Consider the following 319-nt stretch of genomic DNA (forward strand, 5'->3'; position numbering starts at 1 on the left):
AGTCTGATTGCGGGACAGCCCAAGCGAGAGCCCGGCTTCGGTCTGGCCCTTGTCGATGGATTGCACGCCACCGCGAACCACTTCCGAAACGTAGGCGCCGGAGTTCAGGGCAATGGCGGCAATACCGGCGGTTAGCGGCTCAATGGGAGCGCCAATCAAATCCGGTAAGCCGTAGAAGATGAACAGCACCTGCACGAGAATAGGCGTGCCACGGAATATTTCGTTGTAGGCCGTGGCAGGCCAGCGCAGGAACCAGTTCTTGTTGATGCTCAGCAGGCCAAAAAAGATGCCCAGGCCAAAGCCGATAATCAGGCCGCCG

The 319-nt window shown here is 58.9% G+C and carries 1 protein-coding gene; it reads right to left on the reverse strand.

The window, feature by feature from the left end; translation table 11 throughout:
• On the reverse strand, nucleotides 1-319 hold a 319-nt coding region (locus E5Q11_RS17455; protein WP_135804715.1), incomplete at both ends, for an ABC transporter permease subunit.

The sequence above is a fragment of the Marinobacter confluentis genome (assembly GCF_004785685.1).
Taxonomy (GTDB): domain Bacteria; phylum Pseudomonadota; class Gammaproteobacteria; order Pseudomonadales; family Oleiphilaceae; genus Marinobacter; species Marinobacter confluentis.